Here is a 24,171-nt window from a genome sequence, read left to right as displayed (position 1 = left end):
GAGCTAGCGACCGGACTGGCGCAAGGTCGCAAGCCGATCGAGCGCGCCCTGGAGGATGAAGATCGCCGCATGCGTATCGATCACCTCGGCGCGTTTGGCGCGGCTGACGTCCATGCCGATCAGCTCGCGCTCGACCGCCGCGGTCGACAGCCGCTCGTCCCACAGGCCGATCGGCAGGTCGGTGATGCCGGCGAGATTGCGCGCGAACGCCCGGGTCGATTGCGCCCGCGGCCCTTCGCTGCCGTCCATGTTGATGGGGAGGCCGAGCACGAGGCCGACCACCTTGCGCTCGGCGCAAATGGCAAGCAGCCGTGCCGCGTCCGCCTTGAAGGCCTTGCGCTGGATGGTCTCGACGCCGGTGGCGAGCCGCCGGTCCGGATCGGACACGGCGACGCCGATGGTCTTGGTGCCGAGGTCGAGGCCGACCAGCGCGCCGCGCTCGGGCCAGCGGCCGGCGGCGTCGATGAGGGGAAGGATGGGAGCGGGCATGGCGCGCCGCTTAGCACGGGTGCATCCCCCGAGCCAGCACGGCAGGCGCATGGCTTGTCGCTCCGCTGCCATCGTTCTATATGGAGCATCGTACCGTGAACAGGAGTGGTGCCGTGGATCGCAGGACCAACATTGCCCGCCGCTTTGTGTCCTCTGCCATCACGGTCGCTCATGTCCTCCTGTCTCACGCTCGACGCGGTCGCCGCCGCGACACCTGACGGTCATCCTCTCTTCGACAATCTCACGCTCTCCATCGGCGCCGAACGCGTCGGTCTGGTCGGCCGCAACGGCTCCGGCAAGTCGACCTTGCTCCGCATCGTCGCTGGCGTCTCGGAGCCGGCGGCCGGAGCGGTGACGCGCAGCGGAACGCTCGGCCTCCTGGCGCAGCACTGGGATCCCGGTTTGCGTGTCGACGAGGCGCTCGGCGTCGCCGGCGACCTTGCGGTCATCGGCCGTATCGTTGCGGGAAAGAGCCAGGACACCGATCTTGCCGATGATCTCGCGCGCGCGGATTGGAGCCTGCCGAGTCGTGTCGATGACGCGCTGACCGAGGCGGGCCTCGCCGGAATTGCGCTCGATCGCTCGATGGACTCGCTCAGCGGCGGCGAGCGGACGCGCATCGGCATCGCGCGGCTGCTGATCGAGGCGCCGGATCTGCTGCTGCTCGACGAGCCCACCAACAATCTCGATGCCGAGGGCCGCGACGCCGTCGGCCGGCTGATGCGGCGCTGGCGCGGCGGCGTGCTGGTCGCCAGTCATGACCGCGCGCTGCTGGAGATGATGGACCGGATCGTGGAGCTCACCCCGGTCGGGGTCCACATCGTCGGCGGCGGCTGGACGATGTTTACGCAGGCGCGGGAGGATGCGCGGGCGCGTGCAGCGATCGCGCTGGACCGCGCCGATGCGCATGTGCGGGATGTCAGCCGCGCCGTGCAGCGCCAGCGCGAAGCCAAGGCGCGCAAGGACAAGGCCGGCCGTGCTTTCGCCGCCGCCGGCTCGGCCCCGAGGATCATGCTGGGCGCCCGAGCCGAGCGGGCCGAGACGACCGGCGGGCGATCGCAGCGGCTCGCCGAGCGCATGATCACCGAAGCGGCCGAGCGAGCAGAACAGGCACGACAACATGTGGAGGTGCTGACGCCGCTCTCGATGGTCCTGCCGCCGACCGGGCTCGGCGCCGGCACCGAGCTGCTTGCGATGGAGGACGCGGTCGTGAGCGCCGGCGACAGGAGGTTCGGTCCCTGGACGCTCGGTGTCAGGGGCCGGCAGCGGATCGCGATCACCGGACGCAATGGCGCAGGCAAGACCACGCTGCTCAGGGCCGCGATCGGCGCGATTCCGCTGACCGATGGAACGGTCCGGCGCACCGACGGGCGTATCGCGATGCTGGATCAACACGTCGCGTTGCTGGATCGCAGCGACAGCATCATCGGCAATTTCCGCCGCCTCCATCCGGCGCTCGGCGCCGAAGCGGCGCATGCAGCCTGCGCGCGCTTCGCATTCCGCAACCGCGACGCCGAGCAGACGGTGGAGACGCTGTCCGGCGGCGAGCGCCTGCGCGCGGGCCTTGCCTGCACGTTCGGCGGCGAGCGTCCGCCATGGCTGTTGCTGCTCGATGAGCCGACCAACCATCTCGACATTTTCTCGATCGAGATCCTGGAGCGGGCGCTGCGCGACTTCGACGGCGCGCTGCTGGTCGTCAGCCACGACCCGTCATTTCTTGCGGCGATCGGCATTGCCGGGGAGTTCGTCGTGAATGGCTGAGCGGGCACGGCAGACCGTGCCCGCAAAGCAGATGCGATTCAATGAGCTACCGGATCGCGATCGGGTTGATCATGCCCTGGACGCCGCCGCGCCAGCGCGGTTGGCCCAGCACGAACAGGAACTCGTAGCCCTTGTCCTTGGCGAGCTCAGCGGTGTCCATGTTCTCCAGGATGTAGGTTCCGTTCATCGCGAGCAGGATCTGGTGCACCTCGAACAGGTTGTTGGACTCGAACGGGATCGCCTCCACCGCCCAATTGTCGGCGCCGACGGCGACCACGCCCTTCGAGGTCAGGTATTTCGCGCCTTCGACGCCGAGACCCGGCTCACCGGCGCCGTAGCGCTTGTCGTCCTTGCCGATCAGACCGAGCCAGCCGGTGTGGAAGATCACGATGTCGCCCTGGCGGATTTCGACACCCTGTTTCTTGGCGGCCTCCTCGATCTCCTTGACGTTGAACGCCGTGCCTTCCTTGACCACGTCGGTGTTATAATAGGCGGCCATGTCGAGCAGCACGCCGCGTGCGACCAGCGGCGGCACCTTCTCGATGCCGAGCTTCTTCAGGCCGGTCGGATCGGCGAAATCGAGCAGCTTGTTGCCGTTGTAATAGACGTGCTCGATACCGAGATGGCCGAGACCGTCAATCTGGCTTCCGACACCGACCCAGCCCTCGACGATGTCGTCATTGTAGGTCGCCTTGTTGGGCCCGAGTCCGGGAATGCCCGCCTGTCCCGGCTGCACCACCGTGATTTTGAACGAGCGCGGCGGGTAGGCGGGGGTCTTGGAGTCGATGATCATGCCGAGCGGATAGGTCTTGCCGGTCTTCACCAGCGAGGCGGCTTTGACCACGAGCTCCGGCGTGATGTAGTTGGCCGCGCCGATCTCGTCGTTCGGCCCCCATTTCGATTTCGTCCAGTCCTGGGCTTGGGCCGTCCCGATCGCACCCATCATGGCAATCGAGCAGCCCAACACGAACGCGTTGCGCATCGCATTTCCTCCGACATGTTGATGTTTGTTGTTTTCGCGCTGGCCAGCGCTGCATCCTAACGTAGTGCAGGGCTGCCGGACAAAATGTTTTCGGATGCGTGCGCTGCACAGCGCCCGAACGTCGCATCGGTCGAAATGGCAGTGTTTTGCGGAGGTGGCGTTGATTCCGTGCTGTGGAATGTGTCTTGTGGCTGGGACGCCTGTGCACAATCTCTGGGCGAACGTCTTACGCCGCGATGTCGTGATCCCGGCAGCCGAGGCCTTCCATGAAGGCCGACAGCGCACTGCTGCGATGCGCCGCGCGGCGGTGGATGAAGAGCGTCTCGACCTGCGCATGGGACGGATCGAGTGTGTGCAGCCCGACGCTGCCGCTCATCGCGTGCCGCGTCACCACCGCGCGCGGCAGCAGCGCGACGCCCATGCCGGCGGCGACGCAGCCGATCATGCCGTCGAGGGTGCCGAGCTCGATCCGGGACGCGGCGGGCCAGCCGAAATCGTTGAACACCTGCTCCAGCCGCTGCCGGTAGGTGCAGCCGGTCCTGAACACCAGCGCGGTCGGTCCCGACGCAGCGGTCGCCGCGCGTAAGGCGGACAGGCTTTCGAAGCGCCGGGCCGTCACCAGCACCAGCTCTTCCTCGAACGCGACGACGCCGGCAAGATCGGGATGGTCGATCGGACCGGCGACGAAGGCACCATCGAGAGTGCCGTCGAGCACGCTCGCGACGAGATCGGCGGTCGGCGCCGTGCGCAGGCTGAGGGCGACGGCGGGAAAGCGGCGATGGAAGTCGGCGAGCCGCGTCGGCAGGCGCACCGCGGCGGTCGTCTCCATCGAGCCGATCATCAGCGGCCCCTGCGGCTCGCCGTCGTCACGCGCGGCGAGAACCGCTTCGCGCGACAGCGCCGCGATGCGATCGGCGTAGGGCAGCAGGCGCTGTCCGGCGCCGGTCAGGGTCATGCCGCGGCTGTGGCGTTCGAACAACGCGGTGCCGATCTCGGCTTCCAGCGCCTTGATCCGCTGCGTGACGTTGGACTGGACCGTGTTGAGCACCTCCGCGGCGCGCGTGATGCCGCCGGCGCGCGCCACCGCGGCAAAGGTCTGCAGGTCGCTCAGTTCCACGGCCGCTCTCCGTTTTGAATCTGCGATGGCAGAGTTCTCAACTATTCATTTTCAGAGAATGCTACCCGCGCCTAATGTCCGCGTCCAGAGCGCAGGAGAGTCTTCATGCCGCTGAGAACCGCGCTGACGGAGAGGCTCGGCATCGATCATCCGATCCTGCTGGCGCCGATGGATGTGATTGCCGATGCGCGGCTGGTGCGCGCCGTCAGCGGTGCCGGGGGGTTCGGCATTCTCGGCGGCTATGGCAACCGCGCTTGGCTCATGCAGGAGACAGCGAAGCTCGATGGCCTGCGTGCGCCGTTCGGCATCGGCTTCATCACTTGGTCGCTGGCGAAGCAGCCGGAGTTGCTCGAGATCGCGCTTGCGGCCAAGCCCACCGCCGTGATGCTGTCGTTCGGTGATCCCCGGCGCTTTGCACCGGCGATCAAGCAGGCGGGCGCGCGCTTGATCTGCCAGGTGCAGGACGAGGCCATGGCCGAGCAGGCGATCGCGGCCGGCGCCGATGTCCTGATCGCGCAAGGAACCGAAGCAGGCGGCCATGGCGCCTCGCGGACCACGCTCGACATCGTGCCGGCCATCATCGATCTCGCAGCCGGTCGCGTGCCAGTGGCCGCCGCCGGTGGTCTCGCCGATGGCCGCGGTCTTGCCGCGATGCTCACGCTCGGCGCCGATGGCGTGCTGCTCGGCACGCGCTTCTATGCCAGCCAGGAAGCTGCCGGTGCAGACGAAGCCAAGCGCCGCATATGCGCGGCAAAATCAGGCGAGACCGTGCGCGGCATCGTCTTCGACCTGTCGCGCAACAATGTCTGGCCGGCGCCGTTTACCGGACGCTGCCTGGTCAACGACCATGCGCGGCGCTGGATAGCGCGCGAGGTCGAGCTGCTGCAGCAGGTCGAGCGCGTGTCGGCCGACTATGTGAAGGCGAGGGCGGAAGGCAATTTCGACATCGCCGCGGTCATTGCCGGCGAGGCGGTCGGCCTGATCCATGATATCCCGCCGGCCGCCGAGATCGTCGCGCGCATCGTCGATGAGGCCGAGCAGATCCTGCAAGGGCGGCGCAACTCGTCCGCCGTCTTCGCCAAGCAATAGGAGCAAATCATGTGGCCCGACCGCCGCTTCCTGGATCTCGTCAAGACCGAGCACCCGATCGTGCTCGCGCCGATGGCCGGCGTGATGGACGCCGATCTCGTCATCGCGGTGGCGCAAGGCGGCGGGCTCGGCTCGCTGCCCTGCGCGATGCTCTCGGCGGACAAGGCCCGCGAGCAGGTCAACATCATCCGCCAGCGCGTCTCGGCGCCGATCAATGTGAACTTCTTCTGCCACACGCCCGTCGAGGCCGACGCGGCACGTGAGGCCGGGTGGAAGAAGCGGCTCGGCGCATATTATCAAGAGTACGGCGTTGATCCCGACGCTCCGGTCCCGGCCGCGAACCGTGCGCCGTTCGATGCCGCGATGTGCGCCGTCGTCGAGGAGTTGAAGCCGGAGATCATCAGCTTCCATTTTGGCCTGCCCGAGCCGTCGCTGCTGGCCCGCGTGAAGGCGACAGGCGCGGTCGTGATGGCGTCCGCGACCGTGGTGCGCGAGGCGGTGTGGCTGGAGCGGAACGGCGCCGACGTCATCATCGCGCAAGGTGCGGAAGCGGGCGGCCATCGCGGCATGTTCCTGACCGACAAGCTCGCCGAGCAGGTCGGGACGTTTGCGCTGGTGCCGCAGATCGTCGATGCGGTTGATGTCCCGGTGATCGCGGCGGGCGGCATCGCCGATGCGCGCGGCATCGCCGCGGCGTTCGCGCTCGGCGCCTCCGGCGTGCAGATCGGCAGCGCCTATCTGCGCTGCCCCGAATCCAAGGTCAGCGTGCTGGCGCGTGCCGCGCTTGCCGCCGCCGATGACGAATCCACCGTTATTACCAACGTGATGACCGGCCGGCTCGCGCGCGGCGTCGCCAACCGGGTGATGCGCGAGGTCGGGCCGATCTCGCCGGACGCGCCGGCGTTTCCTCATGCCGCGACCGCGCTCGGCCCGCTCAAGGCGGCCGCGGAGAAGCAGGGCAAGGTCGATTTCACCAATCTCTGGGCCGGGCAGGCGCTGCCGCTCGGCCGCGAGCTGCCGGGGGCCGAGCTGACGCGGACGCTGGCCGAACAGGCGCTGGCGCGGCTTGCGAAGCTGGCGGGCTGACGCCAAAGGCGGCGTCACGGGCGGGGCGGTGCCCTGGGAAAGTCCGGAGGCTGCCGGTTGCGGCGCGAAAGCCGGCTCTGCTATAGGGCGGGTTCACTGTTTCCCGCGAGGCCCTATATAATGTCGGTCGATGCCGCCACCGTCCGCAAGATCGCGCAATTGGCGCGGATCGCTGTCACTGACGCCGAGGTCCCGCATCTGCAGGGCGAGCTCAATGCGATGCTGGCCTTCGTCGAGCAGCTCTCGGAGGTCAATGTCGAGGGCGTCGAGCCGATGACCTCGGTGACCCCGATGGCGATGAAGAAGCGCCAGGACGTCGTCACCGACGGCGACATCGCCGACGACATCGTCAAGAACGCGCCCATGACCGAGAACAACTTCTTTCTCGTGCCGAAGGTCGTGGAATAGCCAGGTGGAATAGCCGAGGCAGGTCCGCGCGCCCGTCGCGCGTGATCCGCTCCTTCAAACCGACAAGCGAGCCAACGCCGATGTGCCTGCTCTGCGACGATGAAGCGGCCTACAAGGCCTATATGGACTATCTCGACGCCATGGAGCGGCAGGGCAAGGCCGCCGACCCGGACAAGGCCGTCAACGAGATCCTCGACCAGCTCGAAGCGGCCGCCAATACCAAGAAAGCCTCCCCTGCGAAGAACAAGTTCTTCGCGGACGACGCCGACGACGACAAGACGCTCTCCCCGTTCTTCTGCAGCCCGATCAACAAATGACCGATTTGACTTCGCTGACGCTCGCCGAGGCCCGCAAGGGTCTCGCGAGCAAGACCTTCACGTCGCTCGAGCTGACCGACGCCCATCTCAAGGCGATCGAGGAGGCGCGGGCGCTCAATGCCTTCGTGATGGAGACGCCGGACCAGGCGCGCGCGATGGCGCGCGACGCCGACGCCAAGATCACCAAGGGTGAGGGCGGGCCGCTGGCCGGCATTCCGCTCGGGATCAAGGACCTGTTCGCCACCAAGGACGTCCGCACCACCGCATGCTCGAAGATCCTCGGCAATTTCGTGCCGACCTACGAGTCGACCGTGACCTCGCAGCTGTGGCGCGACGGCGCCGTCATGCTCGGCAAGCTCAACAATGACGAGTTCGCGATGGGCTCGTCGAACGAGACGTCGTGCTTCGGCCCGGTCGGCAATCCCTGGCGCCGCGAGGGCTCCAACACCACGCTGGTGCCGGGCGGCTCGTCCGGCGGCTCGGCGTCGGCGGTGGCTGCGCTCTTGTGCATGGGCGCGACCGCGACCGACACCGGCGGCTCGATCCGCCAGCCCGCAGCGTTCACCGCCACCGTCGGCATCAAGCCGACCTATGGCCGCTGCTCGCGCTGGGGCATCGTCGCCTTCGCCTCCTCGCTCGACCAGGCCGGCCCGATCGCGCGTTCGACCCGCGATGCGGCGATCCTGTTGCGCTCGATGGCCGGCCACGACCCGAAGGACACCACCTCGGTCGACATCCCCGTGCCGGACTACGAGGCCGCGATCGGCAAGTCCGTGAAGGGCATGAAGATCGGCATCCCCAAGGAGTATCGGCTCGACGGCATGCCGGCCGAGATCGAAAAGCTCTGGAGCGAGGGTCGCAAGTGGCTGGAAGCCGCCGGCGCAGAAACCGTCGAGGTGTCGCTGCCGCACACCAAATATGCGCTGCCGGCGTATTACATCGTGGCACCGGCCGAGGCGTCCTCCAACCTCGCCCGCTACGACGGTGTCCGCTACGGTCTGCGCGTGCCCGGCAAGTCGATTGGCGAACTGTACGAGAACACAAGGGCCGAGGGCTTCGGGCCCGAGGTGCGGCGACGCGTCATGATCGGCACCTATGTGCTGTCGGCCGGCTATTACGACGCCTATTACATCCGGGCGCAGAAGGTCCGGACCCTCATCAAGAAGGATTTCGAGGACTGCTTCGCCCAGGGCGTGAGCGCGATCCTGACGCCGGCGACGCCGTCGGCCGCCTTCGGCATCGGCGAGAAGGGCGGCGCCGATCCGGTCGAGATGTATCTCAACGACATCTTCACGGTGACCGTGAACATGGCCGGCCTGCCGGGCATCGCGGTGCCCGCCGGCAAGGACAGCCAGGGGCTGCCGCTGGGCTTGCAGCTGATCGGCCGGCCGTTCGACGAGGAGACGCTGTTCTCGCTCGGCGAGGTCATCGAGCACGCGGCGGGACGCTTCACGCCGGTTCGGTGGTGGTAAGCGTCGCCGATTTCAAGACGAGCCTCGCGGGCGACGCGCCCGCGGCCGGCCTGACGCCGGTGCTCACCGGCCTGTGGTGGCTGGCGAAGGGCGACTGGGACCGGGCGCACAAGATCATTCAGGACGAGCCCGGCCGCGACGCGGCCTGGGCGCACGCACATCTGCATCGCGTCGAGGGCGACCTCGGCAATGCCGGCTACTGGTATCGCCAGGCCGGGCAGCCGGTCGCGAAAGATGCGTTGGTTATCGAATTCGAGCGGATCGTCTCCGCACTGCTTGGGAGTTAGAGCCATGACGGCAACCAGCGGCAAGCTGATGAAGGGCGCCACCGGCGACTGGGAGGTCGTGATCGGCATGGAGATCCATGCCCAGGTCACCTCGAAGTCGAAACTGTTCTCGGGCGCCTCCACCGCCTTCGGCGGCGATCCCAACAGCCACGTCTCGCTGGTCGACGTGGCGATGCCGGGCATGCTGCCGGTCATCAACGAGGAGTGCGTGCGGCAGGCCGTGCGCACCGGGCTCGGGCTCAATGCCAAGATCAACCTGCGCTCAGTGTTCGACCGCAAGAACTATTTCTACCCCGACCTGCCGCAGGGCTACCAGATCAGCCAGTACAAGGACCCGATCGTCGGCGAGGGCGAGGTCACGGTCGAGCTCGACGGCGGCAGGACCGCCACTGTTGGCATCGAGCGCCTGCACATCGAGCAGGATCCGGGCAAGATGCTGCACGACCAGTCGCCGTCGCTGTCCTATATCGACTTCAACCGCTGCGGCGTGGCGCTGATGGAGATCGTCTCCAAGCCTGACATCCGCGACGCCGAGCAGGCCAAGGCCTACGTGACCAAGCTGCGCTCGATCATGCGCTATCTCGGCACCTGCGACGGCGACATGGAGAAGGGATCCTTGCGCGCCGACGTCAACGTCTCCGTGCGCAAGCCGGGCGGGCCGCTCGGCACCCGCTGCGAGATCAAGAACATCAACTCGATCAGCTTCATCGGCCAGGCGGTCGAGGCCGAGGCGCGGCGCCAGATCGAGATCATCGAGGACGGCGGCACGATCGAGCAGGAGACCCGCCGGTTCGATCCCGACAAGGGGGAGACGCGCTCGATGCGCTCCAAGGAGGAGGCGCATGATTACCGTTACTTCCCGGACCCGGACCTGCTGCCGCTGGAGTTCTCGCAGTCCTTCGTCGACGAGCTGAAGGCGGCGCTGCCGGAGCTGCCGGACCAGAAGAAGGCGCGCTTCATCGCGGATTTCGGCCTGTCGCCCTACGACGCCTCCGTGCTGGTCGCCGAGCGCGAGAGCGCTGCGTTCTACGAGGCCGTCCTGGAGGCGCTGTCCGACCGGGCGCGCGACGGCAAGCTCGCCGCCAACTGGGTGATCAACGAGCTGTTCGGCCGGCTGAACAAGGAAGGCCGTGACATCGCGTCGTCGCCCGTCTCGGCTTCTCAGCTCGCGGCGATCGTCGCGCTGATCGGCGAGGGCACGATCTCCGGCAAGATCGCCAAGGACCTGTTCGAGATCGTCTGGAGCGAGGGCGGCGATCCGCGTGAGCTGGTCGAGAGCCGCGGCATGAAGCAGGTCACCGACCTCGGCGCCATCGAGAAGGTGGTCGACGAGATCATCGCCGCCAATCCGGACAAGGTCGCGCAGGCGAAGGCGAAGCCGCAACTCGCCGGCTGGTTCGTCGGTCAGGTGATGAAGTCGTCGGGCGGCAAGGCCAATCCGCAGGCGGTGAACGATCTCCTGAAGAGCAAGCTCGGCATCTGAAACGACGGTCGCTCGTCTTCGTTCCGGCGGCGCGCACGAGGGTGCGCGCCGTTTTGTTTTGGCGCCGCGGTCCGGCGAATCGCCGCGTGCGATTCGCAAAAAAGCCACCATTGCCGAGCGTTCGAACGCACACGAGGGCGTGTGCAATGAAAATTTTTTCGTTGCCAAAATTTACGACTCAGAGTCCGCGCGTTGCTCTCGCGGTGCGAGTCTGCACGCCGACACGCCGGCGTCGCCGCGTGCGACGTGCCGTTCAGTCGCTCAGAAAAATACTTGCAGCACAGGCTTTTTGCGCAATCGCGATTAGTTGCGATCGCGGCCTTGCGCAGAGAGACGTTTGGATTTTCGCGATCGATCGACGCGCTGCTTCGCGCGTTGCGCCAGCCGCGTGCGCGCGCGCCTGTCAACACTTCCTTAAGCCGGAAGCTGTTTTTTTTCACTCGTTGGTGTATCGATGAGGAGTGCAGCTCGATTCCCGAGTGCACGCATCGACTAAGCCATCTCACATCGGAGGGCAACATGGCCAAGAAAGCGAAGAAGGCGAAGAAGGCAGTGAAGAAGGTCGCGAAGACTGCGGCGAAGAAGACTGCCAAGAAGACCAAGAAGGTCGCCAAGAAGAAGTAACTCTCGCAGTCCTCTGCGAGATGAGTCCGGCAGCTGATGCCGGCACGTCGTTGGAACGTTAGGTCTGCATGGCTCCTCGAGAGCCGGGCGGATCTCCTGAAGCTCCAACAGACGATAGAGGGTGTCGGCGAGACATCAGGTCAACGGTCGGATCGAACTCGAGAGCGGCTTCGCTCGCGGTGCGGTCCGGCAGAAGAAACAGGATTTCTTCGTTCGGTGCAGATCGCGTTTCCGGTCTGCAATCTCACGAGCGGCTATCAGCCAGAGTGGGATCTGATCCTGACGTGTTCGCCGACGCCCTCGATCCCTGAGCACCGCGCCCTTGGCGACTGTGTGCCTCCAACCTCCCCATAGACGAACAGCATCATCAGCAGCTCGGCGCAGGCGTGCCCGCGCTGCGCAATCTCCCGCACGTGCTGTCGAGACGTGTCCAGTCGCGATGCGGCTGTTGACCAGCGGCGTGGTGCGCTTCGCGCCAGCGCGGTGAGGCGCTTTCGCGGATGGTTATGAGTTTGCCAAACAGAACGGTAAACCGCTCTTTGCCGAGTTGAAGAATCCATTTCGAATCAATGCATTGAACCCGGCCCGGGAAAATGCGGGGTTCCGCGTTCAGGGCTCGTTCAGCACGATGTTTAAACTGCCTTTCAAACTTGATCGGTCATCCTTCGCGCATAAGCCGCGAGACGGCATGGGGATAACCAGGCGTTGAACAGCTGGACGGGGGCGTGCTCGGGTGACCAGCCGCCTCCTCGAAGCGAAGGAGAGCGACGATGTTTCAGGGACAACTCAATTTCGATGACGTGACCACCGCGGAGCAGGGCGCCAGCGGCGATGTGCTGTTCGAGCTCGGCATGCTCTATGCGAGCGGTCGCGACGGTGCGGTCGATCTGATCGCCGCGCACAAATGGTTCAATCTCGCCGCCCTCAGGGGCCGCGTCGATGCCGTGGCCATGCGCCGCGAGGTCGCCGAGCAGATGTCGGACGCCGAGATCGCGACCGCGCAGCGCGAGGCGCGCGCCTGGATGACCGCGCACTGAGCGAGCCAAGCCGCGGCTTGGCGGATCTCGCCCGATCGCTCATTCTCGTCGGAAGCGGGCCTCGTCGCGCGCCCATAAATCTCCTATCTGTCGTTCGGTGTGACGCAGACAAGCGGGATTGACGGCATGGGCCAGGCACGGCGACAGGCGCGGCGGCAAGAGCTGATCGACTGCCATGACTGCGGCAGCGGCGTTTCCTTCAGCGCAGTGGCGTGCCCGCATTGTGGATCGACCGAGCCGGCCGGGCCTGCGGTGCAAAGCCGGCGCGAATTGAAGCGTCTGCGGGTCGAGGCCCATAATGACCGCCGCCTCGTCGTGGTGACCGCCCTCTGTGCCGGTCTCGGCGCCATCTATGGTGCCGCGATGGGAGCAGGAGGCGCAGCGTCATGGTGGGCTGCGCTCGGCTATGGGTTCGTCGGCACCATCATCGGCGTGCCCGCCGCCTTCGTGATCAACATCAGCCGTGGCTTGTTCGATTGAACCGCGCGGGATCGAGCGGCAACCGTGATCACGACGGCCATGCTCCGTTGCGATCCGGCAGGTGCGTGAACGGCTCGGCTTTGATGCGGATGATCGGGGGGAGGGGCCTGTTGGCCGCACCCAAGGGTGGCTGGCGGAGACGGAGGGATTCGAACCCTCGATAGGGCTTTACAACCCTATAACGGTTTAGCAAACCGCCGCCTTCAGCCACTCGGCCACGTCTCCGGCGACGGTCGGTATGCCCGACGCCGCGCTGAGCCGCAAGCGGCAGATTGCATGCGGTTTCGAAATCCTCACAGGGCCGCGGCTTCGCCGGACCGGTGCGGGCGGTGGTCTTCACCTTCGGCTCATCGATCCGGGCTGGACCTGCCGTTTGATCGGCCGCGGTACGCGTCGAAGTCGACGGGCGGTGCGAGCCCCCTCGATGATCCCTGACGCGGGGGACCCCTAATATAGAGGGTCGTCGGCAGCAAAGGCGGCCGGCGGGAGGGGACGCAGACGGCAGCGTCCTCCAGCCCGATTCTCGTTCAGCGCGTGGCTGGATTCACGGCCCCGGCGCCTGACTTGGGGCGGGTTCCGGGCGGGCGAGTGCTCGCGGCCTTAAGCACCTCAAATTGCGTTGTGACAAAACGACAACATAAACAGCGACTTAGGTGTTCCCGCAGAACCACGGTTCCGTGCCTTTTGTGCAACACCGATCCGAAAAGGCGCCGCTTGGGCGCCGCAATGATGGTTCCTTTGTTGCGTGTGCAAAGGCCTTCGGTAATTCTGCTCGCACGACGAAGGGGGGCATCCCGACGTCGTCCCGTTTAGGTCGTTCGCTCAAGTCCCTCGCGTTCATGCGGGTGTGTCCGATAGCGCGAAGCGGCTGAGCGACGGGTCGAAGAGGGATAACGGGTCCAACCCCAAGGGTGTCTCTCACCCAGCGGAGGCGGAACCTTCCCTGACTGAGCAACTTGGAGGTTTAACATTATGAACACGATCAAGAGCCTTGTCCTGGGCTCGGCGGCCGCTCTCGTCGCCATGTCCGGGGCTCAGGCAGCTGACCTTCCGATCAAGGCCAAGGCGGTCGAATATGTGAAGGTCTGCTCGCTTTACGGCGCTGGCTTCTACTACATCCCCGGCACCGACACCTGCATCAAGCTGGGCGGTTACCTGCGTGCTGAAACGTCGTTCGCCAGCAACGGCCAGTACAACAACGCGGTCAACGGCGTTGCCGGCGGCATGAACCGCCAGAGCAACTACTACTACAGCCGCGCTCGTCAGGACCTCAACATCGACACGCGCACCGCGACCGAGTACGGCGTGGTCCGCACCTTTGCTGACCTGACGTTCACCTGGACCAGCGGCACCTACGCTGGCTCGGGCTCGGCGACCGGCGCGACTGCCTACTCGACGGCTGGCGCTCCTGGCGCTCAGGCCGACGGCAACATCGCTCAGGGCGGCATCGGCGTGTACTACGCCTTCATCCAGTTCGCCGGCTTCACGATGGGTAAGGCCGTGTCGCAGTTCGACGCGCCCTGGACCAACTACCCGGGCAACAACTTCGACGGCCTGTGGGGCGGCGGCGGCACCGTGACCGGTGTCAACCAGTTCACCTACACCGCCGACTTCGGCTCGGGCATCACTGCGGCGATCTCGGCGCAGGACGCGAGCCAGTACTACACCACCAACATGTGGAACGTGTCGGGCATCACCGCGGCCAGCATCATCGGCGGTTCGTACGGCACCAACACCTTCGGTGGCAACGTGTCCCCGGACATCGTCGGCATGGTTCGTGTCGACCAGGCTTGGGGTCTGTTCCAGGCGTCGTTCGCGGCGCATGACAACCACACCGGCTACTACGGCGCCACCGAGCTCACCGGTCACCCGGCTGACAAGTGGGGCTGGGCTGCTCAGCTGGCCTTGTCGATCAAGAACATCCCGACCGGCCCCGGCGACACCATCAACATCCAGGGCGTCTACACCAACGGTGCGAGCCGCTACAACGCTCAGAGCCTGGTGCCGACCACCTACGCGATGTACGGCGGCAGCAGCACGGCTGGTGTCTACGGCACGCTCGGCTTCGCTGGCGTCAGCGACTCGGTCTTCGTGACCGGCGGTGAGCAGCAGCTGACCACGACCTACGGTATGCGCGGTGCGTACACCCACAACTGGAACCCGGCCTGGAACACCGCGATCTACGGTTCGTGGGCTGCCGTGTCCTACAACAGCACTGCCAAGGGCCTGATCTGCGGCAGCGCGGCGATGGGTGCGATCGCGGGCGCAGGGTTCACCTGCAACCCCGACTTCAACATCTCCTCGCTGGGCTTGATCACCCGCTGGACCCCGGTCAAGAACCTGACCTTCTCGGCCGACGTGGCCTGGACCAACCTCGACCAGAAGTACTCGGGCAACATTGTTTCCCCGGCTACGACCACGACTTCCAAGCCGGCTGCGGTCTATCAGCTCAAGGACCAGAACTCGGTGTCCTTGCTGCTCCGCGCTCAGCGCAACTTCTGATCCTGATCGTCTGATCGGGTTCAAGAGCCCCCGGCAGGAAACTGCCGGGGGTTTTTGCTTGTGTGCGGGCGCTCATTCCGGAGTGACTCCGGGTCCGCTGCGCTCGAGAAGCGATCGATGCCAGATCGATGGATCGAGCCAATTGAGCAGAGCTTCGATTGCCTGTAGCTCGAAAGTCGCATTCGTTTCAGTAGGTTGGCTGCATGCTGGCATTTTTTTAAAAATGGTGTTGAAAACAGATGAGTTGATAAGCTAATTTTCTCATGCCTGAGTAATCATTCGTCCTCGTGAGGACGACACCGCAGACGCAAGACGACGATCATACGATGTTAGACTCCAGGAAGCCTCCGGCGATGCCCCGCCGGAGGCTTTTTCACATCGGGATCTCCTCGGCACCCAAGATCTGACGTTGCCTCTCGATTGCAGAGCCTCAGCGTGATCTCCGCAGGCGCGTGCCATCAGCGCATACATCCATCGTCTCACTAAAAATCGTTGTGCATCGGCTTGACCGGGAAATGCCGGATGGTCACCATGACCGTCAGATGACGGGGCCACACCGTCACGCCAGTGAGGAATGTGTCCAAAGATGAGTTCGGAAGGCTCTGTGGGAGTGCTGCGTCCGTGGTCCGAGCAAGACGATCTGGCGGGCGCCATCACGCGGCTGCTGGAAGCGCGGCCCGAGGGCCGGGCCGAGCTTGCGGAATGTCTGGCGGTTGCGCAGCGGATCGACGCCAGCGACGACGAGTCCTGGTATCGCGAGTGGATGCAATGCGCGGACGCCATGAAGGCTGCCGCCGCCGACGCCGTGAGCAGCGGTCGTCCCGAGCTGGCGTTTCGCAAATGGTCGCGCGCAGTGGATTGTTATGAGGCTGCGGCCTGTCCGTTCAGCAGCTCGCGTTCCCGCCAGGACGTCGTGCTGTCCCGCATGCGCGAATGTGCGCGCGAATTCCTGCGCTGTGCCGATCCGCAGGGAGAGGTCGTCACAATCCACTGGCGCGCCGACTATCCGCTCGAAGCCTATTTCCTGCCGGCGCGTGGCGAGGCGGGCAGGGCGCCCACCGTCATCTGCATCGGTGAGCCCGGCCGTCGCAAGGAAACGTCGCTGTTCAAGTTTGCAGCCCATGCGGAGCAGCGCGGCTTGGCGCTGCTGGTGGTCGATCTGCTGGGCAGCGGACCGGACTGCCGCTTCGAGGAGATCGTCGGCCGTCGCGATCTCGAATCGGCCATCGCGAGCGTGACGGACTACGTGACGTCCCGCGATGACGTGGACGAAGGCCGGGTCGCGATTCTGGCCGACGACTGGAGTTCGTCCTTTGTCGCGCGCGGCATCGCACTCGATCCGCGTTATGCTGCGGCGGTCTGCGACGCCGGCTTGTGGGATATTCACGAGCGTGTCTTCCTGTCGCGCCGACCCGGTGCGGGTGAGCGGGGCAGGCCGCCGATCGCGACGGAAGGGCTGGCGGCGCGGCAGATCATGTGTCCGCTGCTGGTGACGGTGCCGGAGCGCGGCTGGCTTCGAGCCGACATCGCAACCCGGCTGATCGCGCAGATCAAGCGCGAGCACCCGGATATCACTCTGAAGATCGTCTCCAGCGCGGGCGCCGATTGGCTCGAAGCCGATGCCTTCGTCTTTGACTGGATCGCCAGGCGCCTGGCGGGGTCTCAGCGGCCTCCTGGCTGATGCGACCGCATATCTGGGCCCGCTGCCTGCAAGAGGCGATTGGGCCGTGGTCGCCTCGGGGGCCTCAGAGCCCCATCGTGAGTCGCGCGCTGGCCTTCTCGAAACGGTCCTTGAGGCCAGCCAGCTTGTCCGTGAACGTCGCCAGCTCGCGAGCGTCGAATTCCTCGAAGATGAAGCTGAAGATCTGCGCCTGCTGGGCTTCCAGCTCGGCGAACTGCTCCGATGTCTTGGTGGTGAGCGACATCCGGACCACGCGCGCATCGTTGGGCGCGGGCTTGCGTTCCATGAAGCCCTTCTTCTCCAGCAGCTTCGACTGCGTCGTGACGAACGAAGGGTCGACGTGCAGCCGCTTGGCCGCCGCATTCACGGCGACTCCCTCGCCTTGATCCAGCTCGGAGATCGCCATCAGGATCATCCATTGCGGGCCACTGATGCCGATTCGCTTGGCCCAGAAGTACCTCAGCTCCTCCAGATGGACGTTGATCGTGGAGATCTCCCTGGCGAAGCGAAGAATGGCGTCGCGATTCTTCGGCAGATGTTCGGCAGTCTGCGGTTGCGCGTCCGCTTCCACAGGTGCGGCAGACATGTTCTTCAAGGGCGCCATTGCTCAGGAGTTCCAGTACGAAGCTCGACCCTAAAGAAAAAAAATCCGCAACAAAATCACTTATCTAGGAGGACATGCGCCGTCCCCCGTGCGCTGCACAACAAGCTGCCATTGTGTTGCCCTCAAGACACATTTCGGCTTCATTCAATTACCTGACTGCATAAACTATTTTGCTTACCGAATGAGCGAAGGCATAGTTCCTGGCGACGGTGGGGGGTTACTCGATCGTCCCGTGACAGGTGGTTCGCTTAAGTCCCTCGCGTGATGCGGGTGTGTCCGATGGCGCGAAGCGGCTGAAGCGGTTTTTCGGGAGCAGAGGAAGCGGATCGTCCTGGGGGATCTTGGTCCGGTTCTTTCTCAAAAGAGCAACTTGGAGGTTTAAATGAAGACGGTTAAGAGCCTTGTCCTCGGCTCGGCGGCAGTTCTGCTCGCCATGTCCGCGGCTCAGGCGGCCGACCTTCCGATCAAGGCCAAAGCGGTCGAGTATGTGAAGGTTTGCTCCCTGTATGGTGCGGGCTTCTACTACATTCCCGGCACCGACACCTGCATCAAGCTCGGTGGCTATCTCCGTGCTGAAACGGCGATCGGCACGAACAGCGACTTCAACGGCACGTACAGCGGCCAGGGTGGTGCGCATAACCGCCTGAGCAACTACTACACGGCCCGCGCTCGTCAGGACATCAACATCGACACGCGCACGGCGACCGAGTACGGCGTGGTCCGTACCTTCGCTGACCTGACCTTCAGCTGGACCTCCGGCGGCTATGCCGGCACGGGTTCGGCCACCGGTGCGACCGCTTACTCGACCGCTGGTGCGCCGGGCGCACAGGCCGACGGCAATATCGCGCAGGGCTCGGTCGGCGTGTACTATGCCTTCATCCAGTTCGCCGGCTTCACCATGGGTAAGGCCGTGTCGCAGTTCGACACGCCCTGGGTCAACTATCCGGGCAACAACTTCGACGGTCTCGCCGGCGGCGGCGGCACGGTCACCGGCGTCAATCAGTTCAGCTACACTGCTGACTTCGGCTCCGGCATCACGGCCTCGGTCTCGGCTCAGGATGCGAGCGCCTACTACCAGAACAACCTCTGGAACGTGGCGGGTTCGACGGCGGCTGGCGTGATCGGTGGTGCTTACGGCACCAGCAACTACGGTGGCAACGTCTCTCCGGACTTCGTCGGCATGGTCCGTGTCGACCAGGCCTGGGGTCTGTTCCAGGCGTCGTTCGCGGCGCATGACAACCACGTCGCTTACTACGGCGCGTCCGAGACCTCCGGCCACCCGGCCGACAAGTGGGGCTGGGCGGCTCAGCTGGCCCTGTCGATCAAGAACATCCCGACCGGACCTGGCGACACGATCAACGTGCAGGGCGTCTACACCAACGGTGCGAGCCGCTACAACATCCAGAGCCTGATGCCGAACAACTACGCGATGTACGGCAGCACGGGTCTGGCTGGCGCCTACCAGAGCATCGGCTTTGCCGGTGTGGGCGACTCGGTCTTCACGACCGGTGGTGAGCAGCAGCTGACCACGACCTACGGTATGCGCGGTGCGTACACCCACAACTGGAATCCGGCCTGGAACACTGCGATCTACGGGTCGTGGGCTGCCGTCCGCTACAATGGCACGGCCAAGGGCCTGATCTGCACCAGCCCGGGCGTTGTCGCGGCCTTCAACGCGGGTTCGACCTGTAATCCGGACTTCGATCTGGCCACCCTCGGCTTGATCACGCGCTGGACCCCGGTCAAGAACCTGACCTTCTCGGCTGACTTCGCCTACTCCTGGCTCGACCAGAAGCACTCCGGTTCGGTCACCGCTCCGGCTGCTGCTGCTGTCGCGAAGCCGGCCGCGGTGTACGAGCTGAAGGATCAGCAGTCGGCTGTGCTGCTGCTCCGCGCTCAGCGCAACTTCTGATCCAGATCGTCTGACGACGGTTTGACGAACCCCCGGCAGGAAACTGCCGGGGGTTTTTCTTTGCATAGCCAGCGCGTGCTCCGGCGCCGAGATCCGCATTCCTCGCTGCTCCGCTCTGTCGCTGACAAACATGCTGCAGAGCCGCCCGAGAACCACACCGCGCGGCCACGCGACGGAGTGCGATCTGGATGGAATTTCGCGACCGCCTCGTGGCCATCCGGCTCAAACATGCGTGAGAGGCGGTCGGCGGGGTCGTTCGGTTCGACCGCACGTTTGAGCCAAGCTTGGCCTGCGCGATCCCGGGCAGGCGAGGGCCCGTGCCACGATCGCCGGGATGACAGAGCCGTAAAATTGGAGCCTCGCGCTCGCCGCGCTTCTCGACGCGCGTCCTGCTGCATTCCCGCCACGAGCGCGACACGCATTCGGCGGCGAAAGTCTTCCCTGACACATTACTCTTGGGGATCTGGCGACCGTGTGCCGTGCCGCGGCCGCGCCACATGCGTGATCCGGCCGGTCACGAGAATGGTCCGATAAAGCACCAACTCTGCCTCGCGATCGTTCCCACTGCAACGCTATGCGCGAGCACTGTGGTGCAGCTGGAGACGGGCTGACCGTTGGGGCGGTCGTTCGATGTCGAGCCGGGCCGGTCTGAACTGAGCAATTTGGAGGTTAGTATGAAGACTGTGAGGAGCCTTGTTCTGGGCTCAGGGGCGGCGTTGCTCGCCATGGGTGGGGCTCAGGCCGCCGACCTTCCGATCAAGGCCAAAGCGGTCGAGTATGTCAGGGTCTGCTCGATGTACGGCGCCGGATTTTTCTACATTCCGGGTACCGACACCTGCATCAAGCTCGGCGGCTACCTGCGTGCCGAGGCCGGCTTCGGTACGAATACGATCTTCCAGAATGCCGTGAACGGCGTCGCCGGCGGGCGAAATCGTCTCAGCAACTACTACACGACGCGTTCGCGCGCCGACCTCAACATCGACACCCGCACCGCGACCGAATATGGCGTCGTGCGCACCTTCTTCGACGGTGTCTTCCAGTGGACCGGGGGCAGCTATGCCGGGACCGGCTCCCCCACGGGCGCAACCGCCTATTCGACGGCGGGCGCGCCTGGAGCGCAGGCTGACGGCAACATCGCGCAAGGCGGGATCGGCGTCTTCTATGCCTTCATCCAGTTCGCCGGCTTCACCATGGGTAAGGCCGTGTCGCAGTTCGACGCACCCTGGGCCAACTACCCCGGCAACAATTTCGACGGTCTGACCGGCGGCGGCGGCACCATCACCGGCGTCAACCAGTTCACCTACACCGCGGACTTCGGCTCGGGCATCACGGCCGCGATCTCGGCCCAGGATGCGACGCAGTATTCGCAGTCGCAGATCTGGAATACGGCGGGACAGACGGCCGCTGGCGTGCTCACCGGCAGCTATGGTACGTCGAATTTCGGCGGCAACGTCGCGCCCGACATCGTCGGCATGGTGCGCGTCGATCAGGCCTGGGGCCTGTTCCAGGCGTCCTTCGCGGCGCACGACAACCACGCCGCCTTCTTCGGTGCCAACGAGACGACCGGGCATCCCGCCGACAAATGGGGCTACGCCGGTCAGCTCGCCCTGTCGATCAAGAATATCCCGACCGGCGCCGGCGACACCATCAATCTGCAGGGCGTCTACACCAACGGTGCCAGCCGCTACAACTTCCAGAGCCTCGCGCCGATCAACTACGCGATGTACGGCGGCAGCAACATGGCCGGCGCTTTCCAGAGCCTGGGCTTCGCGGGCGTGTCGGATTCGGTGTTCGGGGCGAATACCCAGCAGCAGCTGACGACGACCTACGGCGTCCGCGGCGCCTTCACCCACAACTGGGATCCGGCTTGGAACACCGCGGTGTACGGCTCATGGAGCGCCGTGCGCTATAATGCGACAGCGAAGGGCCTGATCTGCAACGGTGCGGGTATGGTCGCTCTCGGCATCGTCGGTGCGAACTGCAACCCGGATTTCAACATCTCGACCCTGGGTGTGATCACGCGCTGGACGCCGGTCAAGAATCTGACCTTCTCGGCTGACGTCGCCTGGACCCGGCTGGATCAGAAGTTCGCGGGCGTCGCCAATGCGCCGGCGGTTGCGGCGGTTGCCAAACCGGCCACGACCTATCAGCTGAAGGACCAGGATTCGGTCTCGCTGCTGCTGCGCGCTCAGCGCAACTGGTGATGAGAGGCGAATAGGGAGCAGGGAGTAGCGAATAGCGATTGACGACGATCCGATGTCGGTTTCGCTACTCCACCACAGCGCCGCGGCGCAGATCGGCCTCGATCTGTAGCCGCGAGCCGCCGCCGAAGCGGGCGCGATAGACCTGCAGGTTCTCCATCACCCGCTGCACGTAGTTGCGGGTCTCCGCGAAGGGGATCAGCTCGACCCAATCCACCGCGTCCACCTTCGGATCGCGCGGGTCGCCATAGCGTTCGACCCACTTCCTCACGCTGCCGCGGCCGGCATTGTAGGCCGCGAACGTCATGATGTACGAGCCGCGATAGTCCTCGAGCAGGCCGCCGAGCTCGGCCGCGCCGAGCTGCGCGTTGTAGACCGGGTCGGTCTTCATCCGGTTCAGATCGAAGCTGACGCCCGCGCGCTTGCAGACGTAGCGGCCGGCATCCGGCGTGACCTGCATCAGCCCATAGGCCTGGGCCGGCGAGACCACCGCCTGGTTGAAGGCACTCTCCTGACGCGCGATCGAGAAGACCACGCTCGGCTCGACCTCCGGTCCGAGCGAGCGGAAAGCAGGAATGCCGGTGACCGGATAGGCGTAATGATCGAACGGCAGCCCGCGATTGAGCGCGGCCTTGCCGACCAGCAGCATCGCCCGCGCATCGCTGTTTCGCGCGGCGGCTTCCGCGATTCCGACCAGGACGTCGGGGTCCCCGTTGTCGCCCATGTCGGCGAAGATCGGGATCGCGACCTCGCCCTCGTCGAGCTCGTAGAGCAGTTGCACCGCGCGCACCACCTCGAGCCGCTCGACGCCGCGTCCGCGGCCGCTCGGAGCGGCATTGAGGCCCAGCTGCGGCAGGCCGAGCTTCGCCCGCGCCAACTGGCCGTAATAGCTCGTGGACTGCTCGGCCGCCGACATATAGGCCGCGCGCGCCTCCTGCATGCGCCCCATCGCTTCTGCCGCGCGGCCCTGCCAATAGCCGGCCCGGGCCAGGGTGGTCGGATTGACGCTGCCGATGCCGATGCGCGCAAAGTGCTGGGCCGCCGTGGCGGGATCGTTGAGGAAGCGCAACGCGATCCAGCCGGCGGTGAATTCCTGCTCGGTCTTGTAGATGTCGCGGTTCGGCAGCGCCGCGTCCCGCGCGATCAGGTAGGCGCTGCGATAATCGCCGGTATCGATCATCTTGCGCGCCAGCAGGCGGCGCTCGATCCACCATTCGTCCAGATTGTGCAGGCGGCCGGGATCCCTGGGCGCGCTGAGCATCAACTGCGCCGCCTCGGCGAACTTCTCGTCGCGCCGCAGCACCTGGATGCGGCTGAAGATGTAGCCGGCATCGCCGTGCAGCTCGCGCGGCACGGCATCGAGCAGGCTCTGGCTGTTGGCCGCTTTGCGGTAGGTCGCGATTCGCGCCTTTGCGAGCGCCACGTGGCCCGAGCCGAGCCGCCGTGCAGCGCGCATCGCCGCCTCGTGCTCGCTGCCATACAGCAGTGTGTCCATCCGCGCCTTGTGATCGCCGCCGGACAGCAGGGCGCCGTACTGGTCCAGGATGTTGGTCTCGGTCTCCTCGGACATCGCGTCGTTGCGCCAGGCATCGCGCACCAGGCGCTCGGCGTTGGCGCGGTCGCCGCGATTGAGCATCACCCGGGCCAGCGCGAACTTGCCCTTCGCCGACAGCGGCGATTCGTTCTCGAACCACGACCAGACGACGGAATCGTCGCGCTTGTCGTCCCACAACGCGGCCTCGAGCCGGCGTCGTAGGAAGGTCTGCGATGGCCAGGACGGATTGGCGGTGATGAATGCGCGGTAGCGCTCGACGCTGGCATTGTTGTTGTCGCTGCGCAGGATCACCCATTCGGCGAGCTTCCGCGCGACGGGATCCGAGATCGCCTGCACGACCTCGGTGGCGTCGCCGGGCTTGCGCTTGCGGACGAGCTCGATCACGTTTTCGAGCGCCTCCTTGTCGGATTGCGAGGTCGATGACGTCGCAGCGATCGCAGCCGGCACCACGGGCTTGCGGGAGGCGGGCAGGGCGGCATGCTGGCGGACCGGCAGGGCCGCAGCCGCGGCACCGGGCGTGATGTCCCTTGGCGCCGCGCCGGCGCCTTTGGGAGTGTTCTTGATCTCGGCCTTCGCCTCGGCGTGCGCGTCGACCTTGCTCTTCGTCCCGGCCGCCTCGTTGGTGTTCGTCTTGGGGACCGCGCCGCGCGCGATCGGACGCGCCTTCGGCACGGGAACCTTGGCCGTATGAGCCTTGGATGCCGAAACCTTGGACTCTGAAACCTTGGACTTGGCAGCCTGGTCCTTGGCGAGGGCGCCATGTCCGGCGAGAGCCCATCCGAGTGTCAGGCCGGCGGCCAAGGACACCGAGAGTGACACCGACAGGGCGGTCGATCGCAATGCAGTGGCGCGGGCAGAAAAGGGCACGGCGTTCCTTTTGCGGCGGATGACTTCGATCCCCTGACCAACATGGGTCTATCGAAAAGGTGAACAAATCCTAAATATACAGGGAAGGATTGCAACCTGCGCCAACACCGCGGCGAAATCACGACCGAAGGGCGGCGTGCGGCCGCGCGGGTCGGAGAGAAGGGTGCTCACGCGTTTATCGGTGCGGAGCGTGCGGGGCCGGGGTATCGCGGGCGCG

Annotated in this window: 19 protein-coding genes and 1 tRNA gene; 14 read left to right on the top strand and 6 right to left on the bottom strand. The window is 65.5% G+C overall.

Going from position 1 to position 24,171, the window contains the following annotated elements:
• Positions 1-3 precede the first annotated feature (3 nt).
• Positions 4-489 carry a Holliday junction resolvase RuvX gene (gene ruvX, locus ACQR1F_RS07880; protein WP_434912773.1) on the bottom strand — a complete coding sequence of 162 codons (486 nt, stop codon included), beginning with the start codon at positions 487-489 and terminating at the stop codon, positions 4-6.
• Positions 490-660: 171 nt separating this feature from the next.
• On the opposite strand from ruvX, the gene ACQR1F_RS07875 reads away from it, so the two are divergent.
• Positions 661-2,250: an ABC-F family ATP-binding cassette domain-containing protein gene (locus tag ACQR1F_RS07875; protein WP_434912772.1), complete on the top strand. Its 1,590-nt coding sequence runs from the start codon at positions 661-663 to the stop codon at positions 2,248-2,250.
• Between the two features lie 46 nt (positions 2,251-2,296).
• Here the strand turns inward: ACQR1F_RS07875 and ACQR1F_RS07870 are convergent, their stop codons facing one another.
• Entirely contained in the window at positions 2,297-3,232 is a 936-nt protein-coding gene (locus ACQR1F_RS07870; protein ID WP_315804085.1) for a cyclase family protein, read from the bottom strand.
• A gap of 226 nt (positions 3,233-3,458) precedes the next feature.
• Positions 3,459-4,349, bottom strand: coding sequence for a LysR family transcriptional regulator (locus ACQR1F_RS07865; RefSeq protein ID WP_315804084.1), 891 nt, complete (start codon positions 4,347-4,349; stop codon positions 3,459-3,461).
• Positions 4,350-4,454: 105 nt separating this feature from the next.
• Between ACQR1F_RS07865 and ACQR1F_RS07860 the strand changes: the two genes are divergently transcribed.
• The 9 genes from ACQR1F_RS07860 to ACQR1F_RS07820 all read left to right on the top strand — a co-directional run bounded on the left by ACQR1F_RS07860 (position 4,455) and on the right by ACQR1F_RS07820 (position 12,632).
• Positions 4,455-5,438 (top strand): NAD(P)H-dependent flavin oxidoreductase, encoded by a 984-nt coding sequence (locus tag ACQR1F_RS07860; RefSeq protein ID WP_434912771.1) that lies wholly within the window; start codon positions 4,455-4,457, stop codon positions 5,436-5,438.
• 9 nt (positions 5,439-5,447) lie between these two features.
• A complete protein-coding gene (locus ACQR1F_RS07855; protein WP_315804082.1) occupies positions 5,448-6,524 on the top strand; it encodes an NAD(P)H-dependent flavin oxidoreductase in 1,077 nt (358 codons plus the stop codon).
• 120 nt (positions 6,525-6,644) lie between these two features.
• A complete protein-coding gene (gene gatC, locus ACQR1F_RS07850; protein ID WP_315804081.1) occupies positions 6,645-6,932 on the top strand; it encodes an Asp-tRNA(Asn)/Glu-tRNA(Gln) amidotransferase subunit GatC in 288 nt (95 codons plus the stop codon).
• Between the two features lie 80 nt (positions 6,933-7,012).
• Positions 7,013-7,249 carry a hypothetical protein gene (locus ACQR1F_RS07845; protein ID WP_316237458.1) on the top strand — a complete coding sequence of 79 codons (237 nt, stop codon included), beginning with the start codon at positions 7,013-7,015 and terminating at the stop codon, positions 7,247-7,249.
• On the top strand, positions 7,246-8,721 hold the full coding sequence (gene gatA / locus ACQR1F_RS07840) for an Asp-tRNA(Asn)/Glu-tRNA(Gln) amidotransferase subunit GatA (protein ID WP_434912770.1): 1,476 nt from the start codon (positions 7,246-7,248) through the stop codon (positions 8,719-8,721). The genes ACQR1F_RS07845 and gatA overlap by 4 nt, the downstream gene beginning before the upstream one ends.
• A complete protein-coding gene (locus ACQR1F_RS07835; protein WP_316237456.1) occupies positions 8,712-9,008 on the top strand; it encodes a hypothetical protein in 297 nt (98 codons plus the stop codon). The genes gatA and ACQR1F_RS07835 overlap by 10 nt, the downstream gene beginning before the upstream one ends.
• A gap of 4 nt (positions 9,009-9,012) precedes the next feature.
• Complete coding sequence (gatB, locus tag ACQR1F_RS07830) at positions 9,013-10,491, top strand: Asp-tRNA(Asn)/Glu-tRNA(Gln) amidotransferase subunit GatB (protein ID WP_316181893.1); 1,479 nt, start codon at positions 9,013-9,015, stop codon at positions 10,489-10,491.
• 1,394 nt (positions 10,492-11,885) lie between these two features.
• Complete coding sequence (locus ACQR1F_RS07825) at positions 11,886-12,152, top strand: hypothetical protein (RefSeq protein ID WP_315740271.1); 267 nt, start codon at positions 11,886-11,888, stop codon at positions 12,150-12,152.
• A 126-nt stretch (positions 12,153-12,278) separates the two neighbouring features.
• Positions 12,279-12,632, top strand: a complete 354-nt coding sequence (locus ACQR1F_RS07820; protein WP_315804076.1) for a hypothetical protein — start codon at positions 12,279-12,281, stop codon at positions 12,630-12,632.
• A gap of 131 nt (positions 12,633-12,763) precedes the next feature.
• Here ACQR1F_RS07820 and ACQR1F_RS07815 read toward each other — a convergent pair.
• A tRNA-Ser gene (locus tag ACQR1F_RS07815) sits at positions 12,764-12,857 on the bottom strand.
• A 747-nt stretch (positions 12,858-13,604) separates the two neighbouring features.
• Between ACQR1F_RS07815 and ACQR1F_RS07810 the strand changes: the two genes are divergently transcribed.
• Together ACQR1F_RS07810 and ACQR1F_RS07805 are read left to right on the top strand one after the other, a co-directional pair.
• Positions 13,605-15,134: a porin gene (locus ACQR1F_RS07810; RefSeq protein WP_315804013.1), complete on the top strand. Its 1,530-nt coding sequence runs from the start codon at positions 13,605-13,607 to the stop codon at positions 15,132-15,134.
• Between the two features lie 781 nt (positions 15,135-15,915).
• On the top strand, positions 15,916-16,815 hold the full coding sequence (locus tag ACQR1F_RS07805; protein WP_434912769.1) for an alpha/beta hydrolase family protein: 900 nt from the start codon (positions 15,916-15,918) through the stop codon (positions 16,813-16,815).
• Between the two features lie 64 nt (positions 16,816-16,879).
• Here ACQR1F_RS07805 and ACQR1F_RS07800 read toward each other — a convergent pair whose 3' ends face one another.
• Positions 16,880-17,401, bottom strand: a complete 522-nt coding sequence (locus ACQR1F_RS07800) for a MarR family winged helix-turn-helix transcriptional regulator (RefSeq protein WP_315804011.1) — start codon at positions 17,399-17,401, stop codon at positions 16,880-16,882.
• A gap of 400 nt (positions 17,402-17,801) precedes the next feature.
• Here ACQR1F_RS07800 and ACQR1F_RS07795 point away from each other — a divergent pair, with 400 nt between their 5' ends.
• The gene (locus tag ACQR1F_RS07795) at positions 17,802-19,331 is read left to right on the top strand and encodes a porin (protein WP_315804010.1); all 1,530 of its coding nucleotides are present in this window, start codon (positions 17,802-17,804) and stop codon (positions 19,329-19,331) included.
• Positions 19,332-20,005: 674 nt separating this feature from the next.
• Positions 20,006-21,535: a porin gene (locus tag ACQR1F_RS07790; protein ID WP_316218310.1), complete on the top strand. Its 1,530-nt coding sequence runs from the start codon at positions 20,006-20,008 to the stop codon at positions 21,533-21,535.
• A 64-nt stretch (positions 21,536-21,599) separates the two neighbouring features.
• Here the strand turns inward: ACQR1F_RS07790 and ACQR1F_RS07785 are convergent, their stop codons facing one another.
• A complete protein-coding gene (locus ACQR1F_RS07785; protein ID WP_434912768.1) occupies positions 21,600-23,954 on the bottom strand; it encodes a transglycosylase SLT domain-containing protein in 2,355 nt (784 codons plus the stop codon).
• Positions 23,955-24,171 lie beyond the last annotated feature (217 nt).

Source organism: Bradyrhizobium sp. HKCCYLS3013 (assembly GCF_051167615.1).
Taxonomy (GTDB): Bacteria; Pseudomonadota; Alphaproteobacteria; order Rhizobiales; family Xanthobacteraceae; genus Bradyrhizobium.
This window is presented reverse-complemented; position numbering and strand designations above follow the sequence as displayed.

Excerpts from the sequence above, each read along its gene's own strand:
- ACQR1F_RS07860 (WP_434912771.1), top strand. The coding sequence starts at position 4,455 with ATGCCGCTGAGAACCGCGCTGACGGAGAGGCTCGGCATCGATCATCCG.
- ACQR1F_RS07820 (WP_315804076.1), top strand. The coding sequence starts at position 12,279 with ATGGGCCAGGCACGGCGACAGGCGCGGCGGCAAGAGCTGATCGACTGC.
- ACQR1F_RS07825 (WP_315740271.1), top strand. The coding sequence starts at position 11,886 with ATGTTTCAGGGACAACTCAATTTCGATGACGTGACCACCGCGGAGCAG.
- gatB (WP_316181893.1), top strand. The coding sequence starts at position 9,013 with ATGACGGCAACCAGCGGCAAGCTGATGAAGGGCGCCACCGGCGACTGG.
- ACQR1F_RS07875 (WP_434912772.1), top strand. The coding sequence starts at position 661 with ATGTCCTCCTGTCTCACGCTCGACGCGGTCGCCGCCGCGACACCTGAC.
- ruvX (WP_434912773.1), bottom strand. The coding sequence starts at position 489 with ATGCCCGCTCCCATCCTTCCCCTCATCGACGCCGCCGGCCGCTGGCCC.
- ACQR1F_RS07805 (WP_434912769.1), top strand. The coding sequence starts at position 15,916 with ATGAAGGCTGCCGCCGCCGACGCCGTGAGCAGCGGTCGTCCCGAGCTG.
- gatC (WP_315804081.1), top strand. The coding sequence starts at position 6,645 with ATGTCGGTCGATGCCGCCACCGTCCGCAAGATCGCGCAATTGGCGCGG.
- ACQR1F_RS07810 (WP_315804013.1), top strand. The coding sequence starts at position 13,605 with ATGAACACGATCAAGAGCCTTGTCCTGGGCTCGGCGGCCGCTCTCGTC.
- ACQR1F_RS07800 (WP_315804011.1), bottom strand. The coding sequence starts at position 17,401 with ATGTCTGCCGCACCTGTGGAAGCGGACGCGCAACCGCAGACTGCCGAA.
- ACQR1F_RS07845 (WP_316237458.1), top strand. The coding sequence starts at position 7,013 with ATGTGCCTGCTCTGCGACGATGAAGCGGCCTACAAGGCCTATATGGAC.
- ACQR1F_RS07870 (WP_315804085.1), bottom strand. The coding sequence starts at position 3,232 with ATGCGCAACGCGTTCGTGTTGGGCTGCTCGATTGCCATGATGGGTGCG.
- ACQR1F_RS07790 (WP_316218310.1), top strand. The coding sequence starts at position 20,006 with ATGAAGACTGTGAGGAGCCTTGTTCTGGGCTCAGGGGCGGCGTTGCTC.
- ACQR1F_RS07855 (WP_315804082.1), top strand. The coding sequence starts at position 5,448 with ATGTGGCCCGACCGCCGCTTCCTGGATCTCGTCAAGACCGAGCACCCG.
- gatA (WP_434912770.1), top strand. The coding sequence starts at position 7,246 with ATGACCGATTTGACTTCGCTGACGCTCGCCGAGGCCCGCAAGGGTCTC.
- ACQR1F_RS07795 (WP_315804010.1), top strand. The coding sequence starts at position 17,802 with ATGAAGACGGTTAAGAGCCTTGTCCTCGGCTCGGCGGCAGTTCTGCTC.